Origin of the sequence: Actinomadura gamaensis (genome assembly GCF_042652125.1) — a bacterium.
Taxonomy (GTDB): domain Bacteria; phylum Actinomycetota; class Actinomycetes; order Streptosporangiales; family Streptosporangiaceae; genus Spirillospora; species Spirillospora gamaensis.
Genome location: NZ_JBHSIT010000009.1, coordinates 271,138 through 294,756 on the forward strand (window position 1 = coordinate 271,138; position 23,619 = coordinate 294,756).

17 protein-coding genes, 1 tRNA gene and 1 pseudogene are annotated in these 23,619 nt (G+C 64.4%); 2 read left to right on the top strand and 17 right to left on the bottom strand.

The annotated features are described in order from the left end of the window. Positions 1-32: 32 nt before the first annotated feature. A tRNA-Arg gene (locus ACFPCY_RS29335) sits at positions 33-109 on the top strand. A gap of 293 nt (positions 110-402) precedes the next feature. On the opposite strand, the gene ACFPCY_RS29340 is transcribed toward ACFPCY_RS29335, so the two are convergent. The 10 genes and pseudogenes from ACFPCY_RS29340 to ACFPCY_RS29385 form a co-directional block, all read right to left on the bottom strand. Continuing rightward, entirely contained in the window at positions 403-1,452 is a 1,050-nt protein-coding gene (locus tag ACFPCY_RS29340) for a transposase (protein WP_378260356.1), read from the bottom strand. 493 nt (positions 1,453-1,945) lie between these two features. Beyond that, on the bottom strand, positions 1,946-2,104 hold the full coding sequence (locus ACFPCY_RS29345) for a hypothetical protein (RefSeq protein WP_378260358.1): 159 nt from the start codon (positions 2,102-2,104) through the stop codon (positions 1,946-1,948). 16 nt (positions 2,105-2,120) lie between these two features. Beyond that, positions 2,121-2,318 (bottom strand): hypothetical protein, encoded by a 198-nt coding sequence (locus tag ACFPCY_RS29350; protein ID WP_378260360.1) that lies wholly within the window; start codon positions 2,316-2,318, stop codon positions 2,121-2,123. A gap of 191 nt (positions 2,319-2,509) precedes the next feature. Next, positions 2,510-2,869: an SCO4225 family membrane protein gene (locus ACFPCY_RS29355; RefSeq protein WP_378260362.1), complete on the bottom strand. Its 360-nt coding sequence runs from the start codon at positions 2,867-2,869 to the stop codon at positions 2,510-2,512. A gap of 36 nt (positions 2,870-2,905) precedes the next feature. Further along, entirely contained in the window at positions 2,906-5,620 is a 2,715-nt protein-coding gene (locus tag ACFPCY_RS29360) for a phospholipase A2 (RefSeq protein WP_378260364.1), read from the bottom strand. 308 nt (positions 5,621-5,928) lie between these two features. Further along, positions 5,929-6,081, bottom strand: coding sequence for a hypothetical protein (locus tag ACFPCY_RS29365; protein ID WP_378260366.1), 153 nt, complete (start codon positions 6,079-6,081; stop codon positions 5,929-5,931). Positions 6,082-6,134: 53 nt separating this feature from the next. After that, positions 6,135-6,953: pseudogene (locus tag ACFPCY_RS29370) on the bottom strand (IS3 family transposase); the annotation flags it as partial. 187 nt (positions 6,954-7,140) lie between these two features. Continuing rightward, the gene (locus ACFPCY_RS29375) at positions 7,141-8,649 is read right to left on the bottom strand and encodes a class I SAM-dependent DNA methyltransferase (protein ID WP_378260368.1); all 1,509 of its coding nucleotides are present in this window, start codon (positions 8,647-8,649) and stop codon (positions 7,141-7,143) included. Next, a complete protein-coding gene (locus tag ACFPCY_RS29380) occupies positions 8,646-9,995 on the bottom strand; it encodes a restriction endonuclease subunit S (RefSeq protein WP_378260370.1) in 1,350 nt (449 codons plus the stop codon). The genes ACFPCY_RS29375 and ACFPCY_RS29380 overlap by 4 nt, the downstream gene beginning before the upstream one ends. Beyond that, complete coding sequence (locus tag ACFPCY_RS29385) at positions 9,992-13,498, bottom strand: DEAD/DEAH box helicase family protein (RefSeq protein ID WP_378260372.1); 3,507 nt, start codon at positions 13,496-13,498, stop codon at positions 9,992-9,994. Before ACFPCY_RS29385 ends, ACFPCY_RS29380 begins: the two co-directional genes overlap by 4 nt. Positions 13,499-14,479: 981 nt before the next feature. Between ACFPCY_RS29385 and ACFPCY_RS29390 the strand changes: the two genes are divergently transcribed. Beyond that, positions 14,480-15,028, top strand: a complete 549-nt coding sequence (locus ACFPCY_RS29390; protein ID WP_378260374.1) for an SMI1/KNR4 family protein — start codon at positions 14,480-14,482, stop codon at positions 15,026-15,028. A 258-nt stretch (positions 15,029-15,286) separates the two neighbouring features. On the opposite strand, the gene ACFPCY_RS29395 is transcribed toward ACFPCY_RS29390, so the two are convergent. The 7 genes from ACFPCY_RS29395 to ACFPCY_RS29425 form a co-directional block, all read right to left on the bottom strand. Then, on the bottom strand, positions 15,287-17,809 hold the full coding sequence (locus ACFPCY_RS29395) for a GmrSD restriction endonuclease domain-containing protein (protein ID WP_378260376.1): 2,523 nt from the start codon (positions 17,807-17,809) through the stop codon (positions 15,287-15,289). A gap of 476 nt (positions 17,810-18,285) precedes the next feature. After that, on the bottom strand, positions 18,286-19,335 hold the full coding sequence (locus ACFPCY_RS29400) for a hypothetical protein (RefSeq protein WP_378260378.1): 1,050 nt from the start codon (positions 19,333-19,335) through the stop codon (positions 18,286-18,288). Between the two features lie 13 nt (positions 19,336-19,348). Next, entirely contained in the window at positions 19,349-19,639 is a 291-nt protein-coding gene (locus tag ACFPCY_RS29405; RefSeq protein ID WP_378260379.1) for a hypothetical protein, read from the bottom strand. A gap of 258 nt (positions 19,640-19,897) precedes the next feature. Beyond that, positions 19,898-20,548, bottom strand: a complete 651-nt coding sequence (locus ACFPCY_RS29410) for a response regulator (RefSeq protein WP_378260381.1) — start codon at positions 20,546-20,548, stop codon at positions 19,898-19,900. Further along, positions 20,545-21,690, bottom strand: coding sequence for a sensor histidine kinase (locus ACFPCY_RS29415; RefSeq protein ID WP_378260383.1), 1,146 nt, complete (start codon positions 21,688-21,690; stop codon positions 20,545-20,547). The genes ACFPCY_RS29410 and ACFPCY_RS29415 overlap by 4 nt, the downstream gene beginning before the upstream one ends. Further along, on the bottom strand, positions 21,687-22,517 hold the full coding sequence (locus ACFPCY_RS29420; protein ID WP_378260385.1) for a CPBP family intramembrane glutamic endopeptidase: 831 nt from the start codon (positions 22,515-22,517) through the stop codon (positions 21,687-21,689). Before ACFPCY_RS29420 ends, ACFPCY_RS29415 begins: the two co-directional genes overlap by 4 nt. 139 nt (positions 22,518-22,656) lie before the next feature. Continuing rightward, positions 22,657-23,559 (bottom strand): aldo/keto reductase, encoded by a 903-nt coding sequence (locus tag ACFPCY_RS29425; protein ID WP_378260387.1) that lies wholly within the window; start codon positions 23,557-23,559, stop codon positions 22,657-22,659. Positions 23,560-23,619 lie beyond the last annotated feature (60 nt).

Consider the following 23,619-nt stretch of genomic DNA (forward strand, 5'->3'; position numbering starts at 1 on the left):
CCCCCACCTCGCTCTAGACTCCTCTTTCACCAGCGCCCATAGCTCAGCCGGATAGAGCAGCAGACTTCTAATCTGCCGGTCGGGGGTTCGAATCCCTCTGGGCGCGCCATCCTGACCTGCGAAAGTCTGGACTTACCTCAGGCGCAACGCCGCCCGTTTCATGTCGATTTGCCGCCGTGTCTGCTCCGTGGTCGCTCCGTGATCGCCCCGACGATCCGCGATCCCCGCGCCACCCCACGTCAGGCCCACTACGCATGTCAGCCCCGTGGGCCGTTGATTCGGCCGTGTGGCCATTGCGCGACGGCCGGACCGGTTCCAGATGCCGGGTCGACGCCCGAACGCCCGTCGCGCCGTCAGGGACGCCCGATGCGGCCACGGCGTTCGGGGCCGGTGGGAATCGGCCTATGGCGGCGGTGAGGCTGATCTGGCTGTCCCCGCCCATTCTCTTCGCCTTTGCTTACGTTCAGGATGTGGGTGTCGGGTCGGTGGAGGGCATGGAAATATCCTTGGTGCCGTGGACGACGTTTGCGGCCACGACGGTGAGAAGACGGTCGGTGCTGCGGGCGTGCTGCCGTGGGGCGATGAAGGCTGTTGAGGGCGGCCTGGAGTTGTTCGGTGATGACTTCTTGGCGGGCCAGGGCGCGTTGGTGGATCAAGCCGATGGTGGCAGTGTCGGCGAAAGCCTGGCCGATCGCCATGGTGCCCGGAGGCCGAGGACCGGGGACGCTGCTGAACAGTTGACCGCGCCGAGGCCGCTCCTTGCCGTTGATCGGAGCACCTCCGCTCGCGGAGAGAACACTGGCGGACCATGTACGCCTCCGGGACGGCGCGGAGCACCTCCGCTCGAGCGGAGGTGGTCCGGCGTCCTTGCGGGGGCGGATGCCCAGGGGGCCGTTCTCTCCGCGCGAGCGGAGGTGGTCCGCGTGAGATGTCTCTCTGGGCCTCCTGCACGCGGTTCTCTCCGCGCGAGCGGAGGTGGTCCGCGGTACTGCTCGACCTGCCTGCTCCGCTACGGGTTCTCTCCGCGCGAGCGGAGGTGGTCCAGCAGTCGGCCACCAGCGCCCGGATCGGTATGCCCGCCTGCCGGGCCCGCTCGGCCAGGGCGGCGGCCAACTGGCCCTTGGTGCGAAGGCCCGGATCGGTTCGGCTGCCGGTCAGGGTGGGGGCGGGCCGGTACGGCTCGGTGTGCAGCCGATAGTGGAACCACTGGTCGGCCCAGGCGGTGTTGACCGCCACGATCCCGCCGGTCACGGTCGCGCGGGAGCCGATGTACTGGCGGGAGGTGAACGCGGTCGCGTGCCCGGCCTTGCGGTCACCCGAATCATCCAACAGCAGTGCCCCGCCGCCGTGCGGGGCGGTCGCCGGGTGCTCGGTCAACAACGCGATCCGCCGGTCGGTGATCGGCTCGTGCTCCCACGGCGACTGCGACAAGAACCACTGCAACCGCTGCACTTCCCGATGCTGGGCTTGGCGGGTCGGCTCGGCCCCACCAGACAGGTCAGCGTCTTGTTGCGGTCGCGGGGCAGCAGCAGCGCGGCCACGTAGTCACGGACCGCGCGACGCTGCGCCCGCGAGACAACAGGTCATCGAAACCGGGCCAGGTACTCCTCCAACCCCAAGACCGTCTCGCTCGGGGGAGTCGTCTGCGGAAAGATCACCACGGTCGGTCCCACCGACTACCCACGCCATCGGCACGGGCAAGAGCAGCTGCGCCGTCACCTTCGAGAGCCCAACCGGATACACCGGCGATTCGGGTGACTCGGGTGCACCGGTCTACAAGCAGAACGTCGACGGAACCATCACCGCCGGGGGCATCTACGGCGGCACCATCTACTCCGGTCACGTGTTCGAGCCGATCTACGCGGCCACCCAGCTCTTCGGCGGTCATCCGCTCACCGCGTCGAAATCCTGACCGGCGCCGGCCCGGGGCATCACCGGACGGGCATCACCGGGGTCGGTTCGCCCGTTCCAGGCCGCTGAACATGTGCTCGAAGACCGCGGCGGCGCGGGTGTCGAGGTCGCCGGGAGTGATGCCCAGGTCCCGGGCCATCGCCTCGCGGAAGATGCCGTTGCCCAGGTAGGTCGCGGCGGTGAGCGCGTGCATGACCTCGCCGTCGGAGTCAGGGGGGGAGCGCTCCGGTCCGCCTGTCCCGGTCGAGTGCGGCGCGGGTGTGCTCGATGGCGGGGAACATCGCGAAGTCGGGGTCCTCGTCCAGGGCCAGGAGCGCCTGGAGCCGAACGACGTCCGGTTGGTGCAGCGCCCATCGCCACATGGCCCGCTGCCGCTTGCCGCTCGCCGCTGCCGCAGCGAGCGGCAAGGGGCGGCGATGCACAGGACGGCGGCGGTACGCGCATGAATGGACCCCCATCACCGGGAGTGGGGTCGTGCGAGTGCCGAGCGTATTCACCGCTGCTCAGCCTGACTCAGCCTGACTCAGCCTGGGCGCGCCAGCCTCACCACTCCAGAAGGATAGGGATAGATTTGCCGAGAAAGGAGATCAACTTCCGATCAAGGCCCCTCACTCCCCTTCCTCCCCCTGAGTATAATCCAAATAATGAACGCCTGTAGGACACCCGTGAAAAGCAATGAAAAGAACACGGGAGCACCGTGCGGGATGGGAGTTGAGGCGACGATGATCGAGAGCGGCATAGTTACAAGAAGCAGCCAAATTCCAGCCATCGATGCGTCGTAATGCGTCACCGAATATCCGACTGCCCCAGCGACCATCAATACGATCGCGAGATAGGACAGGCTCACCGCGAGCGCGATACGCGACCTTCGCTGATTCATTTCTTCCCCACCGTCAACTCTACGCTCCATTGCGCCATCGATGAAATAACGCGCAGATTCGGTGGCCAGCAGAACCACTGACCACCGAACCCAGCCTGGCTACATTAGCTCCAATTAGCCGAGATTTTTCACGCCCCAGTAGTACATTCGCGCATATCGGTGACAGCGCGAACTGTGAGCCGAGCACACGTGATCGTACATGGTGTGGAAGAACACGGAGTCCACCGCACTCTTCTTGCCAAGAAGATAGCCATTCGTGCGATGGGTTAGCGCCCTGCCATAGTCATGCATATAGCAAGACGTTCGGAAGTCATACCCCTCTGGCTTATCCGGCACTCCCGTGCATCCATCGTAGACGATTCCTACAACTGGCCACCCCTTCGGGGTGTGGTACCAGCTTACGTGTCGCCACCTGTTCTCGTAGTACACAAAGCTGTTTCGAGCCCAGCAATAGTCTCGACCCCACATGTACTGAGAGGCATACTGGCATTTCCCTTCGCCGACGATATCGTCGGCATTTCTGGTCTGACTCGCCAGCTTGCTCGACGCATCGTAGGTGAAGGTCCACTTTCCTCTCTCCGAGGAGCCGATCTTCACGAGTGCATTATTGGATCCATACTCGTATTGCTCGTTGTGCACCTCAGGATTTCCTGACGCGAAACTGTTAGCCTCTCGGAGGCGACCAGATGTGTCATAAGCGTATGATTCCAGATCGAAGCTACTTGCCCCGCCGCCCGGGTTCGCCGAGATCTTCTGAAGCTGCCCAGCATAGTCACCAAATGAAGTTGCGGTTGCCGTGGTGGCTGTTGAGTATTGCATGGTGTCCGTTGCGCAGCTTTGTGAATTATCCACAGAGCAATCGACACCGGCCGGAGCTCCATCCATAGGACTGGAAATTCTTGCAATTCGCCCCTGAGAGTCGTGATCGATCCTCGTGATGCCATTAGGCGTTGTGGCCACCGTGACTAGCCATTTGCCAGCGACCTTGGCCCAGTGGTACGACACTCCCTGGCCCTGATCCTCCAGGTACCCGCTGGCACCCTGCGGAGTGATCAGAGCACCATCGTCAGCCTTGAATGTTCCATCCGTCTGACGCGCATAGCGAGTGGTTGAGGAATCGCTGAGGTCGAGCTCGTCGAGGTAGCTGGCCGCACTGGAGTCATCGAGTTGCAGGCTAGTTACCCCGCCAAGTGAATCGAGGGCCCACCCGAAACCGAGAACCTTACGATCCGGCCTATCGGACCCGGAACGCAAGTGATCGAAGGTGCGACCGACAAGGGAACCTCCACCGGATGCGGAGCTCGCGGACACGACAAAATGTCCGTTGTCCTCGTCCAGCTTTCCGGGACTGGAAACTTCCAGATCCGTTGTGATGCTCGAGGCACCAAGGACAGCGGTGACCTTGTAGAGACCCGGCAGTTTGCCCTGTAGGACCGTGGCCTTGCCTTCGAGGTCGCCGGATGCGTTGCGCTGCAGAGATATTTTTCCGCCCTGGAACGCGTCCGACGTAATCTCAAGGGAGGTTGTAGTGGAAGGGACGTCGTTGGCTATAATATTTGTCTCGCCTCCAGGATCGACCTTTGGAGTTTCAAGACGAATACTTGGATTCGACGGCGTCAAATAGTAGCCACGGATCGAGATTTGAACGTGAACGTCCGCAGTACCATGGTTGGTGATGCTGATCAGGCCATCACTATCTGGTCGGATGATATCGAACCCGTTGGTGGTGTCGCCGCCCGCACCGTAGCTCACGGAGGAGATCTGCGGATCGGTGGCGTCACCCGAGTAAACGGACAGCCATCCGTCAGCGGTCGGCCGTCTAGCATTAATGTTAAAAGCTGCAGCTTGGACTCGTTCATATGGCACACCGGCCGCCTGCGCAGCATCAAAGACGACTGTCTTACCCGGACCAACGGGGCTCGTGGATTCGTCAAGAACTCCAGTCCCGTCCAAGGTCTGGAAGATCGTCTTGGCTGCTACAGGCTTATAGAGCGCTCCTCCAACATTCGCAGACGACTGGAAGTAGCCACGAATACTCAGAGAAATATCAACGGCGCTGGCCCCATGATTCGCGATGGTGAGCTTGCCCGTTGACGTAAGCCTGATAACGTCGAAGTTGCTGTTACTCACGTCGTTAGGCGTGAAAGCAACTGTCGAGACACCCGGATCTGGAGCCCCTGAAGGGTAGATCGATAGCCACCCTTGTCCCTTGTGGTTCGTTGCAACCAGGTTGATCGCCACTGCATTTGAACCAGTCGCAGGAACTCCGGCCTTACCCGCAACGTCGACAGTTACGGTTCCGTTGATAGGCAGAGGCGTCTTCGGCAATTCACTGCCGTGATTAGGGCGGCTATCGTATAGAAGTGCAGATGGAACAGGATAGAACTTGTTTCCTCCTTGCACTGCATCTGCTTCTAGGAAATAACCGCGGACGTCCACCAGTATATGGACGTCTCCCTCACTGTTGTTGGTAACCGTGACTTTTCCTGTGCCAGTGAGCCGGGTGAAGTCAGATCCCGCCGTATTCTCTCCGGCGGAGAAAGTCACAGTCGAGTTAACGGTCGGCGAATCGGAGGGATAGAGCGTAAACCACCCGAACTGTGTCGGACTAACCGCTTCGATCTTCAGAGCTACCGCTGAAGCCCCACTACTTGGGACACCTGCCTTACCTGCAACTTGGAAGGTCACCGAGCCATGTGCGGGAACTTTGCCGGCCGCGCCGACACCCGTGCCAGACCTCGTGTCGACAAGCGGCGTCGGCTGTAGCGGGAAGAACTGACTCTCCTCGCCCGGGGCAGCATGCGCAGGCTTTTGGGCGATAGTCAGCATCGTCAAGCTTGATAGCAGCATGACGAGGGTAGCCAGTACCGCTTGATATCGACGAGCGGGGGGAATTGAATTGCGGATCAAGCAAGTTCCTTTCGAGGGAGTTGGGACATTGCTTGTTTCGCGTCACCTAAGCGAGGTAAGCGCCTCGTTAACTTAACTATTACTCGAGACTTGATCAAGGGCGATTGACGAGGCGCGAATCACACTTTTCCCGCTTCTGTCGAGTCAACCGCAGCGCGCCTTCGGGCGTCATTGGAATCAGCCGAAGCCTCAATGAATCTACCGGGGACGACGGACCGCCGCGGAGGTCAGGCGCCCGCGCTCCTCGGGCGGGCCGGCGAGTCGGTCGCCTTCACGACCGAGGCCGGGGCCCGGGCCGGGGCCGGACGCGTCTGCCGGGCTTCGACCAACCGGGCCAGCCACCTGGCCATCTTGTTGTCCTCGACGATGCCGTTTCCCATGAACCGGTGTCCCTTCCTCTGCGCGGGGCTTCCACCCGAGGACTGGACACGGCTTATACGGCTGGTGCCAGCGTAGTTGATGTTGTGTGAACGGCCGCTTCGTAGGCCTGTGGGCTGCGTTGCCCGAGGCTGGAGTGGCGGCGTCGGGTGTTGTAGCGGCTGGCCCAGCGGAACACCTCGCGGCGGGCGTGGCGGGCGTGGCGGGCGGTCGGCCAGCTCGTGCGGCCTTGGAGCGTCTCCCGCTTCAGCGTCGCGTTGAAGCTTTCGGCCGCCGCGTTGTCGGCGCTGGACCCGACCGTGCCCATGGACTGGACGACACCGAGTTCGGCGCAGAGCGCCGCGAACTGTCTGGAGGTGTACTGGGCCCCGTGGTCGGCGTGGAAGATCACCCCGTCCAGCCCGCCGCGGTCACCGGCGGCGGCCCGCAGCGCGTCGGCCACCAGCTCGGTGCGCATGTGATCGGCGATCGACCAGCCCGCCAGCTTCCGCGAGCACAGATCGATCACCGTCGCCATGTACAGGTGCGTGCCGTCGGCGACCGGCAGATAGGTGATGTCGCCCACGTACCGCTGGTTCGGCTCGGTGCCGGTGAAGTCCCGCCGCAGCAGGTCCGGGATCTTGTGGCCGGACGGCTCGGGCACCGTGGTGCGAACCTTGCGGCGCAGGTGGACGCCCACGATGCCGAACGTGCGCATCACACGCTCGACCCGCTTGCGGTTCACGGCCTGGCCGCGGTCCCGCAGCTCGACGGTGACCCGCGGCGAGCCGTAGGTGCCGTCGTGCTCGGCGTGGATGGCCCGGATTTCGGCCGCCAGGGCCTGGTCTCGGCGCTGCCGCTCGGCCCGCGCCGGCGCCGCCGACCGCCAGTGGTATCCGCAACGCCTCAGGCGACCCCTTCTCACGCCAAGAGCTGCGCCGCCGCATGAACTCGCTGCTCAACAGCACGAATGACCGCTGGTACATGCACGCCTAGGGGTGGGCGGCCCGGATCTCACTGATCGCGCTCTGTCTGAGCAGATCAGGCGCAACCTTTAGCCGATCAAGGCTCGGCGGCGTAGATCACTTGGAGGAAGATGCCTCCTCCCTGGCCTGTTCGAGAGCTTCCGCGATGCCGCTGAACTCGGCAAGCGCGGCCGTGAGGTCCTCTACGATCTCGCGGGCGATGACCTCTGGCGACAGCAGGCTGTCGGCATCCTCCAGGCTCGGATCCTTCAGCCACGTGATGTCGAGGTTGACCTTGTCGCGCGCAACCAGCTCGTCATAGGTGAACGCTTTGAACCGCTCGCTCTCGATACGGTTCTCGCGGGGCTCACCGGGCCGGTAGCACCTAACGAAGTCGTCCAAGTGCTGTCGGGTAAGACGATTCTGCTTGAGGGTGAAGTGTTGACCGGTACGGAAGTCGTACACCCACAGCTTGGACGTCCAGGGGACATCAGGTCGGGCAGGCTTCTTGTCGAAGAACAGCACGTTGGCCTTAACGCCGCCTGCATAGAAGATGCCGGTCGGCAGCCGCAGCAGAGTGTGCACGTCGAACTGCTTGAGCAGCCGTCGCCGGATCGTCTCTCCGGCCCCGCCTTCGAACAGCACGTTGTCAGGCAGGACTACGGCCGCGCGCCCGGGAATGCCGAGCATAGAGGCGATGTGTTGGACGAAGTTCAGCTGCTTGTTCTTGGTGGTGACCCAGAAGTCCTGCCGGCTGTATTCGATGTCCTCCCGGCCGACCCGCCCGTCCTCACCAACGATGGTGATGGAGGACTTTCGCCCGAAAGGCGGGTTGGCCAAGACCACGCTGGGATAGATATGGGACGGCTCGGCCAGCGCGTCTTTAACTTCGATCAGCGAGCGACCAGTAGGTTTGCCGATTCCGTGAAGCAGCATATTCATTGCCGCCAGTCGGGCCGTGCCGTCTACCAGCTCGACGCCACGGATGCCTTCCCCGGCGAGCCTGTCGCGCTGCTCAGGCGTCAATCTTTCGCCGTAGTGACGCTGGATATAGTCGTGCGCTGCCAGCAAGAAGCCGCCGGTACCGCAGGCCGGGTCGCAGATGACGTCGTCCGGGCCAGGCTGGATGCAGTCCACCATGACGGAGATCAGTTCACGAGGGGTGAAGTACTGCCCGGCCCCGGACTTGATGTCCTCGGCCCCCTTGGCTAGCAGCTCCTCGTAGGCGTCGCCCTTCACATCGACGCCCTGACTGGACCACTTCTCCTTGTCGATCAGGTCAATAATCAGCTTCTTAAGCTTCGCCGGGTCTTGAATCCTGTTCTGTGCCTTGCGGAAGATAACCCCGAGCGTGTCCTTGCGCCGCCCAAACTCCCATAGGACATCGTTATAGGTCTGTTCCAGCTCTTTACCCTCGGCATCCAGCAGTGACTGCCAAGCATCTCCTACTGACTTGAGGGCATGATCAGAGAACTTTCCGCGATTGGCACGCTCATGCCCCATCTTCAGGAACAGCAGAAACGTGAGCTGCTCGACATAGTCAATCGTGGAAACCCCGTCGTCCCGCAGAACATCGCAGTAGTTCCACAGCTTTGCGACCAGCCGCCGTGTCTCCGGAGTACTCACACCAACGTCTCTTTCTGAGGTGTCTTCCCGTCCTTACCTCGCCGCGCTCGCCGGATAGGCCGCTGCGTCGCCCACTCCGACCGAATTCGATCCAGCAGGATCGAGGCAGGTTCATCCGACGGATTCTGGCCGACCAATCGCCCAGCAAAAGCTTCTGCCAACAGCGACCGCCGCAGCGAACCGGCCTTCCTGTATCCACCTTCAAGCGACCGTTCAGCATCGTCTAGACATGCCCACCAGCGCTGCACTTCGGCCACGAGCAGTTCTTGCACCGACCTTGGCGGCACAGGAATGCTAATCGACTTCACCTTTGCTGCACTAAGAGTGAAAAGCCCACTGGTCGAACTAGCAACCGAACGAACCTCACGTGCCGTTTTCGGAGTATTCCATACAAATTCCAGATAACTTGGATCAAGCTCCAAGCCAGGCCGGACGCGAATTAGATGATTCTGATGAACGCAGTTCGGTATATCATCTCGCCATATAGCAGCACGACCAATCTGCGTCGGACTCCCGTTCCCTTCGACGACCAGAAGATCTCCTGCTCGCAGCCGGTATCGGTCTATCTCACCCTCAAAAAGCTCCACCTGATGCACGTCGGAAAGATCGAGTTCACCCCGATATACGTTAGCTACCCGCAAGAAGGGGTACGAGTTATCGACCGGCCGACGCCTCGGCTGTTTCTGAATGCCGCTTTGAACTTCAGCAACATGCCCCAGAGCGACTCGCTTCCACTTCTTTTCTATGTCCGTCACGTAGTCGTCCAGGAGCCGAAGCTTCAGATTTTTCGCCCGCTTCATAGATTCACGAATAGTCACGGTGGACGCGGCAAGACGCGAAAGATGGTCTTCGAGGACGGCGACGATGCGGCGTTGCTCAGCAGTTGGAGGTAGCTTTATGGGCAGTCGACGAAGTTGCTGCTGAGGAAGATGCTTGATGGTACTCCCCGTAGTGTATGGGGCGAACATCTTAGAAATGCTCATATATTCCAGCAGATAACAAAGGTACTTAGCTTCAACGCCAGCATGCGGCCGAATTCGGTGGAGCGCCTTCTGGTAAGCCATATATTCGCCGGTCCCCGGCCAGATTGCACAGCGGCCTACCTCGCCTCCCTCGCATACCAAAAGGTCACCCGGCTCCAGCCGGAAGAAGGCCAGCTCATCCCCAGGAATCTCCATGGTCCGGACATCATCGAGATCGATGCGCCCCCACTGTACATTCACGTTCCGCAGGTAGGGAACGACCTGCCCTCCGTTGCCTTTACCCCGGTCGAGCATCTTCCCCAGGGAGGTCTCAGCGATATCTCCCAGGGTTGTCTCCACCCAGCCGCTCGGAAGATCGGTCATGCGGTGAGGTTCCGGTTCAGGTCGGTAAGGATTGCTTCGGCCTGGGTGTCGCCGAAGGTGTGCAGGAAGCCGTCGATGCCGCCGCGGTCGGTGAAGGGGGACTTGTCGAGCTCGGTGTGGTCGATGCCAGCGTGGGTGATGACCACGTCACGGATGCGGTCCAGCCACCACTGCTGGTCGGCAGTGAACTCGGCTCCGGCCTGCTGTTGCTTCACAAGCCAGGCAGCGTACCGCTCCTCTACGACACTACGGTGCGGTTTGGGTTCAGCGTCGAGACCGAGCTCGTAGCGAATCAGCCCAATGAGGTCAATCGGGCCGTGCCTGGTGCCCGGCTTGTCTGCAGCGAGGTCGAGGCGCTCGTAGGCGTTCCACAGATCTTCGGGAGTCCACTCGTGCGGGGGCCGGGCAATGCGGGCAGCCAGCTCCTTGAGCTTGGCGTAGGCGGCGCGCCCCGGCTGGCCGCTGCGGTAGGCAGCTTCGATGGCGGTGATCTCGTCGCGGTGTTCCTCCAGGTAAGCGCGCCAGGAGGTGACGACCTCCTGGGCGCGCAGCTTGGGGTCCTGGGCGGCGGCTTCGAGGAGGGTGTCACGGTTGACCTCGTCCCAGTAGACATCGTGGGCGCGGCGGATCTCCAGCAGGCGCCGGCGCAGCTCGGCGTTCTCGGCCAGCGGTCGGACGGCCTGGACGACCAGGGCGTGAACGGCGGCCTTGCCTCCGGTGTCGTGCGCGTTCTGCAGCGCATCGGGATCGGCGCAACTGGCCACGGAGGAGATCACTTCGTGAAGGGGACGGCCGGCCAGTTCCTCCAGTTCGTTGCGCTCGTCTGGGGTGATCTGGTTGTTGAGGCGGGCGAGTCGCCCGGCCAGGGTGGATGCCTCGTCGGGGCTGATGGTCAGGTTGCCGACCTTCTTGAGCAGCTTGTCCAGGCTGATCTGCTTCTCGCTGTGCTGGACCAGCGGAGTCGCGTCCACGCGAGGGGAGTCGGTGACGCCGACCGCGTCGACGATGACGAACCGGCTCTTCTCCTCGGTGTCCGGGGTGACACGCTTGAGCTCCGCAGGGTCGACGGTGCGAGCGCCACGGCCCTTCATCTGCTCGAAGAGCGCCCAGCTCTTGACCTCGTTGAGGAAGAACACACACTCCAGGGGGCGAATGTCGGTGCCCGTGGCGATCATGTTGACCGTAACCGCGATCCGCAGGTCTGGCGAGTTGCGGAACTCCGCAATCAGCGCGTCGGTGTCGGTGGCCTTGTAAGTGATCTTCTTGCAGAAGTCGTTGCCCTTGCCGAACACCGTGCGGGCCATCTGCACGATCTCTTCGGCGTGGTTGTCGTCCACGGCGAAGATCAGCGTCTTGGGCACGTAGGTACGGCCTGGGAAGATCTCGGTGAACAGGCGGTCTCGGAAGGTCTCCAGGACCAGCCGAAGCTGCCCGGTACTGATGACCTTGCGACCGAGTTGTCCGCCGGTCCAGACGAGGTCGTCCTCCAGCTCCTCGTACCTCTTGCGGCGGGTGGGGCGGCTCATGATGGGGACCACGATGCCCCGGTCGATGGTCGCGCCCTGCTCAGCTTGTTCGGTGCGGATCCGGTAGACGTCGAAGTCGACGTTGACCTTGTCGGCCACCGACTCGCGGTAGGTGTATTCGCTGACCAGGTTCTGGCCGAAAAAGCCGAACGTCTGCTTGACCGGGGTGGCGGTCAAGCCCACCAGGTAGGCATCGAAGTACTCCAGCACCTGCCGCCACACGCCATAGATTGAGCGGTGACACTCATCCACGATGATCAGGTCGAAGCTTTCCGGGGGCAGCTCGGCGTTGTAGTCGACCTCCACCACGCCGTCCACGTCGTAGGAGTCGTATGCCTCGTCTTCGACGTCCGGGTCTACGGGCTCGCCGCGCAGCCGGGCGTACAACCGCTGCACGGTGGAGATCACGACCTTGGTCGAGTCCTTCATAGCCGCGCCGCCGAGCCGCTCCACGTTGTACAGCTCGGTGAACTTGCGGCCGTCGTCAGGGGTGACGAAGTTGTCGAACTCGGTGTATGCCTGCTTCCCCAGGTTGTTGCGGTCGACGAGGAACAGCACACGTCGCGCCTTGGCGTACGTCAGCAGCCGATAGGTCTGGGTGACCGCCGTAAAGGTCTTGCCCGCCCCGGTGGCCATCTGGATCAGAGCACGCGGCTCATCGCGAGCAAGCGATTGCTCCAGCCCGGCAATCGCGCGCACCTGAGCAGCTCGCAGCCCGCCGGTATCCAGTTCAGGCAACCTTTGAAGCCGTGCCCGCAGCGTCGGCGCTATGGACTCGTCGTCGGCCTCACGCATCCAGCGGGCCAGGGTTTCCGGCTGGTGGAAGGAGAACACCCGGCGGGCACGGGGGGACGGATCGAGTGTGTTGGTGAAGTGAGTTTCGACGGCCGTGGTCTCGTAGCGGAACGGCAGTGGCATGCGCCAGGCCGCGAACTGCTGGGAGGCGGTCAGAGTGTCTGCGTATCGAGCGGACTGGGCTTCGACCGGCGTCAGGATCGTGCCCTCGCGCTTTGCTTCGATCACTCCGACGAGCTTCTGATCGACCCACAGCAGGTAGTCGGCTACGCCCTTAGCGGTTGGCACCTCGCGTACGGCTACACCCCGCTTGGCGAAGAGATTGGCCCTGTCTGCGTCCTGAACGTCCCAGCCGGCCAAGCGCAGCATCGCGTCCACCCGCTGGCGGACCTCCGCCTCGGTCAGCGGTTCACCGCTGGCCTGCTGGGCCCGAGCAATGAAGGCGTCGCGCTGGTCGGCGCGTACCTTCGGCGCCTTGGCCATTTGCTCCGCGAACCGCGCTTCGACCGCAGCGAGCTGCTGCTGCGTTGCCTCCACCAGGGAATGCAGTTCCTCGCGGTCGGCCAGCACCCGAGCCAGTTCTTCCTCGGCTTGGCGGCGCGCCCTGCTCTCGGACTCCAGCTTGGAAAGCTGTCCGTCCCTGTGCACCTTCACCGCGGCCAAGCGCTCGCGGTAGCTCTCCAGCTCCCGACGCAGCTCGGCCAGTTCGGCCTTCTCACCTGCATCAGTCGGCGGCAGGGTATTGGGATCGGGCGGCGGTACGAACCCTTGCGGAGCGTCCTTCCCACCGACCGCCAGATGGAACCAGACGCCGAGTTCGAAGCAGGTCCGGACGCACGTCAGCGCGGCGCGGACGTCGCCCCAGTGCGTGTGAACGGCTCGATTGCCGGAAACGCGGACATCGTCGAACGCCTGCCGGACCTTGGGAACCAATACCCCAGCCCGGGCCAAAGCGTTGATCCGATCGCTATGGGTCCTCCCGCGCACCGGGGTCTGGGTGAGCGCGACCAGCAGCTTCACCATGGTCTCGGTGAACCGGCGGGCCTTGGCCATGGCCGCGTCAGGATCGCTGTAGACGTAGGACTCGCTGGCAGCACCGTCCACCACGAGCAGCGGCTCATGCTGCAGCAAGAACCCGAAGTTCCGCGATCGCCGCGCCAGCTCATCAAAGGGTTCAGTCATGTTCCCTCACGCCGTCCAGATCCGCACAGAACATTGCAGAATAACCGAACCTCCTGACCCTTTCTAGGGGTTTCCCATACTCAAGATCACAGCACTGCCGCCGACCGACCGCGGCGATCAGCTCATCTCGTAGGACTCTCGTAGGAGCGCTGGATGAGAGCCTCGGCCTTGGAGGTCGCTGCGAGTGCGGATGCGTACCTCCAGGTCACCGGTTCCATAGATGAACCAGTCCAGGTACGTACGACAGTGTGATCTACTTCGAAGCACTTGGTGGCGTCCCGGTTACATCCCTGTAGACCGTGCCTCCCATCTGACGCGTGCCCCTTATGCAACTCGAACCGGACAGCGGCATGTCCCCTCAAGAGGTCGGTCCCTTCGAGGCAGCCTCGAAGGGACCGGGGCGGTAGCGCTACGCGTCCACAGCAATCCGATAGGGCTCACCGATCGCGCCCAATGGGAGCCATGTGCTGGGGGCGCAAGCCCCCCACCGACACGCGCCCCCATGCAGGGCGGACGACGGTCCCGGACGGCCCCAATGGTCGCTCCGTGGTCGCTCGGTGGTCGTGGTAGCCCACGGCAGGGGGCGGCATCGGGCGGTGCGCGAAACGGGCGAGCCCGGACGCGACGGCACGTTCCGACACCCCGACGGCACGGGTGGAACGGGTGGCGACGACTTCTAATCTGCCGGTCGGGGGTTCGAATCCCTCTGGGCGCGCCCGTCCTGACCTGCACAAACACCAGCGCGGCCATAGAACACCCGCCACCGCGCCCCGCTGTGACGCGCGCCCGCCCCCGTGACAGCCCGCCCGGCACGTATGGTGCGACCCCTCGCTGATGCCCCCGTGCTCGTGGCAACCGGCACGCCCCCTGACGTGCTTCATGCGGAGCGGATGGAGCACTAGTTAGCCGACCGCCGACGCCGCCCAGGCAGCTCTCACCGGAAGGCTATGAATCACAGTATTCGATTCGGATTCCGAAGTCTTGGACAAGAACATGATGACTGACTGGCCGGTCCTGCTGGGACAGATGATCCAAGCGAAAAATGCCATGGTCGACGTGGACCCGGAGTACTACGACGATTACACGCTGCCCAGCGAGCATGCTGAAGTCGCCGACATCGAGGCCTTCGAACGCCGCCTCCGGGAGTCACTTCCCTCCGAATACCGGAACTTCCTCACACATGCGAACGGCTGGGAAAAGTTCTACTGGGATGCCGACCTGTTCGGTCTCCGCGAACTCGCCCACGCAGAGGGCTTTTTCGAGCACGCTCGGCGCCTCGTCGGCGAATACGAGTCCGGCAATGTCCTCGATGAGGCCGGCGTCGAGGTGCGGGAATTGATTCCCATCGGAGCCGGTGACCACAGCGCGACGCTCTTCTGCCTGCTGCGCGAGTCGTCCCAGAATCCGGGCCAAGTGCTGTGGCTGCATCACGAGGTGGTCGAGCGCTTCACGGATTTCGCGGAGTTCTTCAAGGCCATGATCGAGGGCCTCCTGGCGGACGTCGAGGCAGTCCGGCAGGGAGCTGTCTGATCCGCCACCGAGGCTCCTCCGACAGCCGACTGCATTCCGCCTCAGAGGCGCAGCGCTTACACGCACCCACCACGTTACGGGAGTGAAACGGGCAGCGTTAGTGGGAAGGTTTCGAGGCACCGCGCGAGACCGTTCAGGATGCCGCGAACAGCCCGGTGTTCGGACAGGTTGATGGTGGGCTCCTAATAACGAACGACCCGCAAGATGGCCATGCGTTACGTGCATGTCCGAACGCACTCTATTGACGTTTGGCGTCGGTCATGCCGTTTCACGCTTTTCCACTTGGCTCACGAACCAGTCGAGAGTGCCGATCAACACGTCGAGCGCCGAGTCATCTACAAGAAGAGAGCTCGGAAAGTTCGGCAGTAGGTCGATCTTCGATTCGGGAATCTCGATTCCGGGTGCATCGTTGAGACGCCGACGCAACTCGTCACGCATCTCCGGGTCGTCGAACGGAGGACGCAGCTTAAGCGACTTGAAAGGAATTTCCATGGTCTCTGGATAGATGTTCAGCATCCAGTAGTCGACACCGCCACGCACGATGTACGGCGTGCAGCGACCCGTTGCAGATGTGCCGTACCAGAAAGTATCGGATGACTTCGCCCACCAGTCGATCACTTTTGAGACAGCACTTGCGATGTCCGGGCCGCCGCGTTCTGCGAGCTGCCGGTAGAAACGGAGTTGGTGTTCCGTCAGGCCAGCAGGATCGACATCAGAGATCTCCGATGAGGAGAGATCGGCCACGTCCGGAAGGTTGAGCAGCTCTGCGAGTTCCACGGCAGTGATGCGCTTATTGAGGTCGGCGTGACCGTGTTCGTCGAAGTCAACGCCCTCTTCGGCTAGGACCTCGCGCGGACTGCGAGGGTCGGTGTCGCCCAAGCCGCGAATCTCCTGCGGTGCCACTCCGTCAGCTGTGAGCACGCGGTGAGCGTTAGGTAGAGGCGTCGAGGATATGTGCACCGCGACTGGCATAGGGGCGGAACCCGCAACCTGGGCAAGCTCTATATATGTCGTCCATGTCCCGAACGGCAGCGCAGCCATCGCGTCATGCAGCAAGGTCCAGTCGCGCCGAGGAGCGGTTCCGCGAACCTCTTCGTTCGGCCCCGGCCATATTCCGATAGCCCGGTCGGCCAGGTCATCGGCCCGGGCAAGAATCTCCTTTCGTCCCCATCGCGGCTGTTGGACGATCGCATGTGTCATGGCGATTCCAGTTTGGCCGAGTCGCTCCCGCTTGTCAGGATAGGGCATATCACCGAGTTCAGAATTATATGCGGTGAGCGTGAGGTTCCCGAGTGTGTGGACGAGCTCGCGGTGGATCCTCGCGGGTTCCTCGCCGTCGGCCCTCAGTTCCGCGCGCCAGGCGTCGGTAAGATGCTGCGGTAGGACATGTTCGATAGTGATCTTTTTCGAGGTGAGATCGACCGGCTCGCCGTCGTGGAAGGTCTCAGCCAACCGGCGCAACACCAGCTTGCGCTGACCGGCCTGTCCGCGCCAGTAAAAGGAATTGGTGCGGATTGCGTCGCGGAACTCTTCATCTGTGGCCCAGTACAGGCGTTCGGGAGAAAGCTCGGCCTGGACGGTCTCTGCCACCGAGTCTTCAGACAATCGACCGGTGAGACGCTGAAAGATTCGGTTGAGGTTCTTGGTGGTAACACCTGCAATCATGCGCCGAACGAGGAAGCTTTCGACGAAGGACAGCGCCAGTGCCACCTCCTCATTCGAAACACCGCCCTCTCGCAACTCCAGCAGACGCATTATCGTAGGGTAGGCCGTCGTCGCACGCCACTCATTAAGGAAGTGCAGGCGTTTCCTGATTGATGGGCATTCTTCTTTGTCAGGGTTGAGGATGAGTTCCAGGTGCCGAGCACGATACGCCAATTCGGCGACGTACTCTTCGACCTTATTTTCATCGCCGGCAGCTTCACGAAGGAGTTCTTGATGCCCGAGGTAAGTGTCCGTGTAGGTCGCCTCCTCACCCTGATTGAGAACCAGCAGCTGGTACATCAGTGTCTCGAGAGCCTTGGTACCGTGTTCCTTGCGGAGACGTTCCTGAAAGGGGTACCAATACTTCTGGTAGACGTATTCTCCACGAGTCGGAAGGCACATGAAGACGTAGTTACGGATGAGGTCTACGGGGCTGAGCGGCAACCCCGTGTTGTTAAGCGACTCGAAGATACGAAAAGCGTTGTCTCCTTTTTCGACCACGATCTGAACGAGCGCCAGACGATCGAGGATGACATCTTCGATCCGTCCGATGTCCTGAAGATTCGTCGCACCGTCGATATCAGCCAACCGGGCGCGGAAGAATCGATAGGAATCCCCGATTGCGCCAGTCCGGCCATCGACGTCTCCCTCAATGCATGCGATCAACGCTTTGCGGTCAACCTGGGTGGGCAGCAGGCGGTACCGCATGGTTCCGGTCTTGAATTTGTTGATCAGATGAAGTTCATTGATACGTTCGATGTGCTTGGGGTCTTCGGGCGCGAGGTGATCACGGACCGCGCACAGGGCGATCATCAGGGTGGTGAGGCGCTGCTGCCCGTCCACTACGACCCACTGGGAGAGCGACGGACTCAGCTCGGGGCCGGGCGCGAGCACCGTCGAGCCGAGGAAGTGCGACCTGCCGCGTCCATTCGCCAGTGCACTCGCTTGGTTGACGATGTCCGCCCAGAGCGTGTCGAGCTGATGGTACCCCCACGAATAAGTGCGCTGGTAGAGCGGGACGACAAGCTGCTGCTCGCCGCCGATCAGCTTCCGAAGAGTCGTCTCTTCAGCCTTCATTTCACTACCTTTCGAGGGTCCGTTCCGATGGCACGCTCACTAGGTACGTCGCTACTTCACAGTCTCCTTACCACCTCTGACATTCTGCCGAAGAAGCCCCGCGGCTGCTGGGCGAACTGGTGATCGCCAACTGCGGAGCCCGCACGTCGTAGCCGGCCTCGGACCGACGCCCCTCGCTGACCAGTGCCGTTGCAGTACATGCGTTCTCCGGAAGCCTTCGGTGTTCCGCCTTCAAGGTCCCGCTCGGTTCGAGACTCAGGCCCACTCCTCGATGGGGTGCGGCCTCAGGCGAGGCCCAGCTCGCAAGGTCGGTCATGAATGGTTCGCGCCCCACCTCGGGAGCTAGCGGAGAACAGCCGGCATCACGCCGCGCTCGTGAAGGCCCGCACGGCGCGTGGGGACCGCGCCCCCGGCGGTCGGCTTTCAGCACCGCTCAGTCCGTCGGACGGCGACGATCATCGATGGCGCGATGGGGATTAGGGAGTCGTTTGGGTAAGGGGTTGCGTAGCGGTGCGGGTGGTGTCGGTGGGTACTGAGTCGGCGCCGGGGGCGCGTTGCCAGGCGATGTTCGATTCGTTGCTGGGGACGTACTCCCAGAAGTCCGGGGTGGGGATGCCGGCCACGGCCAAGGGGGTGTGGTCGTCATCGATGGTGAGGTCCTGGTTCTGCCCGTTCAGGGTCGCGGTGATCTTCAGGCGGAATCGGCAGTTCCGGTGCTTGTAGGAGAGGACGGCGACGTCGAAGGCCGCGGTTTCGCCGCGGGAGAGGGTGAAGCCGAAGGGTTGGGCCGACGCGGTGTTGATCGACGATTCGCCGTCCTTGCTGAGCCATTCTTCCGGGACGTGCGTGAAGGACAGGGGGTCGGGAGCCGGGGAGTCGAGGTTTATCAGGAGGACCCTCGGTGCGAGGGGACCGGCTCCGCCGCCGCTCAGCACGTGAGTTCCCTTGAGGGCGGGGCCGCACCGCAGATCGGTGACTCGTATCGTGCGCAGGAAGGCCGCGCCACCGGTGAGGTTCTGGACGGTGACGCTGAAGAAGAGGCGGTTCACGGCCACGGCGTTGTAGCCCTTGACGAACTTGTAGAAGCCCTCACCGACGCGTTCGCCATCGGGTGTCGGGACCCCCTGGACAACGCGGGGAGCGGGGATCAGCCAATCCTGCTTCTCGGCGTACAGCTCCCGGAGTTCCTCTGATTGCAAGTCCAGGGGGTCGGTGTCCACGACTGCTCTGATCAGCGGGCTGACCGGGGCGGGAGGCGCCGCGACGACAGGGGCACGGCGGGCGGCCGTCGATTTCGTTCCTTTGTCGCCGGGGCCTTGGATCAGGCTCCGCGCGGAAAGAAATGCGAGTACTACGCCCACTACGACGATGACCGCGATCCGCCAGAAGCCGGAGGCTTTGAGCAGGATGAAGTTCCCGCTCAGCTGGAAGACATTGCCTCCCACCCGGCTTCGGGAGATGCTTTGCTGCGACCGGTGAGCCTGTTGCTCGCCCGCATCGCCGTCACCGGGATCCACGTTCGTCATGCCGTCTCTTCGGTCAGCGAAAGCGGCGTCGCCGGGTCTGCTGGATCTGCGACAGGTCCCCGTCCACTCGCACGTCGGTCGCTTTCTGGGTTCCCGCGTCCGCCATCTCCTGACGCATCGATTGGCCGACGCTCGCATCTTCGACGATCTGGGACGGCGTCTCGTCAGCGCCGCGGTGATCGGCGACGACCAGCCACGCCTGCATCACCGCGGCGGGCACGACGATGGCCACGACGAACGCGATCCATGCGAGCGTCCATTTCTGGGTGAGCATGCCGGTCGCGACGTTGATCAGCGCGGCCATGGCGACCGTCCCCGCGGCCACGAGCGCCCTGCGGCGGTTGTGCGAGCCCATCGCGACCTTTCGTCGTGCGGTCGTCCGTCCTGAACGGCCAGTGTTGTCTGCCGGCCCGGTGGTCGCCGGGATGATGCGTCCGGAAGGCCACAACCGGTCGGCGCGGTCCCGGCAGATCGATGGCTCGACGGCTCGCGCGACCCGGCGGCGGATCTTCGCTGGCCGAGTGGTCGCAGGCACGGGCCCGCGGTTGCGCGGGGGGGTGGGTCAGGAGGGGGCTAGGCCGTGGCGGTAGGCGTAGACGACGGCTTGGACTCGGTCTCGGAGGTCCAGTTTCGTCAGGATTCGGGAGACGTAGGTTTTCACGGTCTCCGGGCTGAGGACGAGTTCGGCGGCTATCTCGCTGTTGGAGAGGCCCTCGGCTATGAGGCGGAGGACCTCCAGTTCGCGCGGCGTCAGCGGGGTTTCGGTGGCAGGTGCGGCGGGGCGGATTCGGGCGGCGTAGCGGCCCACCAGCTGGCGGGTCACTTCGGGGGCCAGGAGGGCGGCGCCGCTGGCCACGGTGCGGATGCCTTGCAGGAGCTGCTGGGGCGGGGCGTCCTTCAGAAGGAAGCCGCTCGCTCCGGCGCGCAGGGCTTCGTAGACGTATTTGTCGAGGTTGAACGTGGTGACTACGAGCACCTTGACCGGGTCGGCGACGCCGGCGCCGGCGAGGAGGCGGGTGGCTTCGATGCCGTCCAGGACCGGCATGCGGACGTCCATGACGACGATGTCGGGGTTCAGGCGGCGGGCCATGTCGACGGCGGCGCGGCCGTCGCCGCATTCGCCCACGACCTGCAGGTCGGGCTGGGCGTCGATGATGGTCGCGAAGCCGGTGCGGATCAGCGCCTGGTCGTCGCAGACCAGGACGGAGATCACGCGGGGCCCCCGGCGGGGATGCGGGCGCGGACGACGAAGCCGCCGTCCGGCCGGGGGGTCGCGGTGAACTCGCCGCCCAGGGCGTGGACGCGGGCGCGGAGGCCGGCGAGGCCGCGTCCGCCGCCGCCGGGGGACGCCGCGCGGCGCTCGGGGCCCTCGGTGCCGACCTCCACGGTGATCTCCTTCTCGCCGTAGCGCACGCGGGTGACCGTTCGGTTGCCGTGAGCGTACTTGAGGGCGTTGGTCAGCGCTTCCTGGACGACCCGGTAGGCCACGAGCTCGGCGCTTCCGGCGGATTCGGACGGCGCGCCCTCCTCGGTGAACTCGACCGGCTGCCCGGCCTGGCGGGTCTGTTCCACGAGCGCGCGGAGGTCGCTTGCGGACGGGGGCGTGACGTGGTCGGGGTTGAGCAGGTCCAGGAGGTGCCGCAGGTCGGCGATGGCGCGGCGGCCGGTGTCGCTGACGGTGCTCAGGGTCTCGTCCAGGCGGTCGGGCGCGGCGGTCAGGTACCGGGCCGCCTCCGCCTGGACGACCATGGCCGTCACGTGGTGGGTGACGACGTCGTGGAGTTCGCGGGCGATGCGGCCGCGTTCGGCGAGGCGGGTGGCCTCGGCGAGGCGGAGGGCGCGCTCGGCGTCGGCGGCGCGGGTGGAGCGGAGCCAGGACCCGATGCCCCAGATGGCGACCAGCGACAGGTAGAAGGTGACGTATCCGTCCAGCCGCTCGGCGCCGCCGAGACGGTCGAGCGCGACCGCCAGCAGGACGTATCCGGCGGACAGGACGATCATCGCGGTGCGCCGGTGGTGCTCCAGGTGGGCGCCCGCGCTGAGGAGGGCGATGGGCAGCGCGGTCCCGGCGACCATGTGGTAGCCGCGGAGTTCCGCGACCAGGAAGCCGAGCGTGACGAGGGCGAGGGTCGCGGCCGGCCATCGGCGGCGTCCGGCGAGCGGGACGCACAGGAGGGCCAGGGCCGCGATCGCCAGGGCGTCGAACGGGCGGGCCGGAAGCTCGCCGACCTGCGTCTCGTGGCCGCGGAACGCGGGCAGGAAGGTCGTCACGACGAGCAGCAGCGCGAGCGGAAGGTCCCGGACCGTCACGTCCCAGCGCCGCCACAGCGCCGGGACCTGCCGCAGGGCGGTCACCGGGCGAGGCCGGGGGCCGCGGCGGGGACGCTCCGCCGCCGGGGGACCAGGTTGCCGCGCCGGCGGGCCAGCCACAGGAACGCGATCGTCAGCAGGACGCCGAAGACGATCGTGTACGGGCTCGCCTCCGGGCCGAACCGGCCGCCGGTGAGCACGTCCGGGCCGGACGTCACGCCGTGCAGGAGGCCCTCGTTCTTGCCGTTGCCGGACACCTCGCTGCCGAAGATCCCGGCCTCGGCGTAGTTCCAGCCGAAGTGCAGGCCGATCGGGACCCAGAGGTTGCGGGTGGCGGTGTAGGCGGCGGCGAGCGTCGCGCCCGCCGAGAGCGCGATGGCGACGGCGCCCCAGACGGTGGCGTCCGGGTTGGCCAGGTGGAACAGGCCGAACACGGCGCTGCTCAGGACGAGCGCCGTCCAGGTGCCGAAGCGCTCCTCGGTGATCCGGAACAGGATGCCGCGGAACAACAGCTCCTCGGTGAGGGAGGCGGCGGCCATGAAGCCGACCAGTCCGATCGGGCTCGCCACCGTCCCGAAGCCGTCGATCCGGTAGTCGCCGAGGAAGGCGAGGTTGCCGATGACGGCGCCGAACCATGCGACGCCGATCACCAGTCCGAGGGCGAGCTGGGGGGCGGCGCCGCGGGCGGCGATCTCGGCCGGCGCCCGGCGCTCGGACCACCGCACCGTCCAGGCGTAGACGAACACCGCGAGCACGGCGGTCACGATACCGATGATCAGCCGGAGGGCGGCGTTGTCCCCGACCGCCGCGACGGCCTGACCGCCGACGAGCGAGACCAGCATGACGGGCAGGAGCTGCTTCAACAAGCGCACGACGACTCCTTGCGCATTTCTCTGGGGAGCGCGCGGCGGGATCGCCGCGACCGGGAGAAACGCTAGGGAGCCGACGCTCCGCGATCTTCCCCGCGCGGAGGACATTCGCTTGTAGCTCTCACGGGGGACAAGGACCGCCTCAGCCCTCGGACGGGGCGGTCGGGGGCGCGAGGGCCGCCAGGCGCGCCGTCGTCTCCGGGTCGAGCCGGACGCCGGCGGCGGCCATGTTCTCCGCGAGGTGCGCGGGGTTCGCGGTGCCGGGGATCAGCAGGGTCCGCTCGTAGTGCGCCAGGAGCCAGGCGAGCCCGACCTGCGAGGCGGTCGCGCCGAGGTCGCGGGCGACGGCGCGGACGGTGCCGTCCTCGGTGACCTTACGGTAGCCGGGGAACGCCGAGCCGAGCGGGATGTACGGGACCCACGCGACGCCGTGCTCGCGGCAGGCGTCCAGCACCGGCTCGGTCGCGCGGTCCAGCAGGTTGTAGGCGTTCTGGACGGCCTCGACGCCGACCGGCGCCGCCCGCCGGAGCCGGCCGGCGTCGACGTTGCTGAGCGCGATCGCGCGGATCTTGCCCGCCGCGCGCAGCGCGGCGAGTTCGGCGAGCTGGTCGTCGAGATCGACCTTCTGCTCGCCGGTCGCGATGATGCCGGGCTCGAAGTCGAGCCGGCGCAGGTAGACGACGTCCAGGCGGTCGACGCCGAGCGAGGCGAGGTTCGCCTCGACCTGCCGTCGCAGCTCCTCGGGGCGCTGGGCGGGGGTCAGCCCGCCGTCGGACGTGTTGTCGGCGCCCACCTTCGTCGCGATGACCAGCTCGTCGGGATAGGGCGCGAGCGCCTCCCGGATGAGCGCGTTGCAGGCACCTTCTCCGTAGAAGTAGGCGGTGTCGATGTGGTTCGCGCCGGCGTCCGCGGCGAGCCTCAGCACGTTCACGGCGTCTTCGCGGGCGACGTGGCCGCCGTGGGTGAGCTGCATCGCGCCGTAGCCGACCCGGGCGACGTCGCGTCCGGCGAAGGGAACGGTGCCGGGGGTGCTGGTGGACGTCATGGAGGACTCCCGTCCTGGCATAGTGGAACGGCGAAGCGGAGGAACCTCCGCTTCACTACG

Excerpts from the sequence above, each read along its gene's own strand:
- ACFPCY_RS29345 (WP_378260358.1), bottom strand. The coding sequence starts at position 2,104 with ATGCACGCGCTCACCGCCGCGACCTACCTGGGCAACGGCATCTTCCGC.
- ACFPCY_RS29360 (WP_378260364.1), bottom strand. The coding sequence starts at position 5,620 with ATGCTGACTATCGCCCAAAAGCCTGCGCATGCTGCCCCGGGCGAGGAG.
- ACFPCY_RS29365 (WP_378260366.1), bottom strand. The coding sequence starts at position 6,081 with ATGGGAAACGGCATCGTCGAGGACAACAAGATGGCCAGGTGGCTGGCC.
- ACFPCY_RS29380 (WP_378260370.1), bottom strand. The coding sequence starts at position 9,995 with ATGACCGATCTTCCGAGCGGCTGGGTGGAGACAACCCTGGGAGATATC.
- ACFPCY_RS29385 (WP_378260372.1), bottom strand. The coding sequence starts at position 13,498 with ATGACTGAACCCTTTGATGAGCTGGCGCGGCGATCGCGGAACTTCGGG.
- ACFPCY_RS29395 (WP_378260376.1), bottom strand. The coding sequence starts at position 17,809 with ATGAAGGCTGAAGAGACGACTCTTCGGAAGCTGATCGGCGGCGAGCAG.
- ACFPCY_RS29400 (WP_378260378.1), bottom strand. The coding sequence starts at position 19,335 with ATGACGAACGTGGATCCCGGTGACGGCGATGCGGGCGAGCAACAGGCT.
- ACFPCY_RS29405 (WP_378260379.1), bottom strand. The coding sequence starts at position 19,639 with ATGGCCGCGCTGATCAACGTCGCGACCGGCATGCTCACCCAGAAATGG.
- ACFPCY_RS29425 (WP_378260387.1), bottom strand. The coding sequence starts at position 23,559 with ATGACGTCCACCAGCACCCCCGGCACCGTTCCCTTCGCCGGACGCGAC.